Source organism: Deinococcus sp. (assembly GCF_018260405.1).
GTDB lineage: Bacteria > Deinococcota > Deinococci > Deinococcales > Deinococcaceae > Deinococcus.
This window is the reverse complement of record NZ_JAGLBG010000241.1, coordinates 1-253: the sequence shown is the minus strand read 5'-3', so window position 1 is coordinate 253 and position 253 is coordinate 1. Positions and strand designations below refer to the sequence as shown.

General features: G+C 45.5%; 1 protein-coding gene. It reads left to right on the top strand.

Features of this window, described 5'->3' with window-relative positions:
- A partial coding sequence (gene thyA / locus QZ269_RS13320) for a thymidylate synthase (RefSeq protein WP_291427175.1) occupies positions 1-253 on the top strand: 253 nt, incomplete at both ends.

Below are 253 nucleotides of genomic sequence, written 5' to 3'. Positions count from 1 at the left end.
AATCGTGACGGGCTGGAATCCTAAAGAGGCTAATCAAGTTGCACTACCGCCTTGTCATACGTTATTTCAATTTTTTGTACAGGACAATGCACTATCGTGCCAACTCTACCAACGTAGTGCCGATATTTTTTTAGGCGTACCGTTCAATATTGCCAGTTATGCTCTATTGACGCATATGGTGGCGCAGGTTTGCGGCTTGGGTGTGGGGGAGTTTATCTGGACCGGCGGCGATTGTCATTTGTATAATAATCAC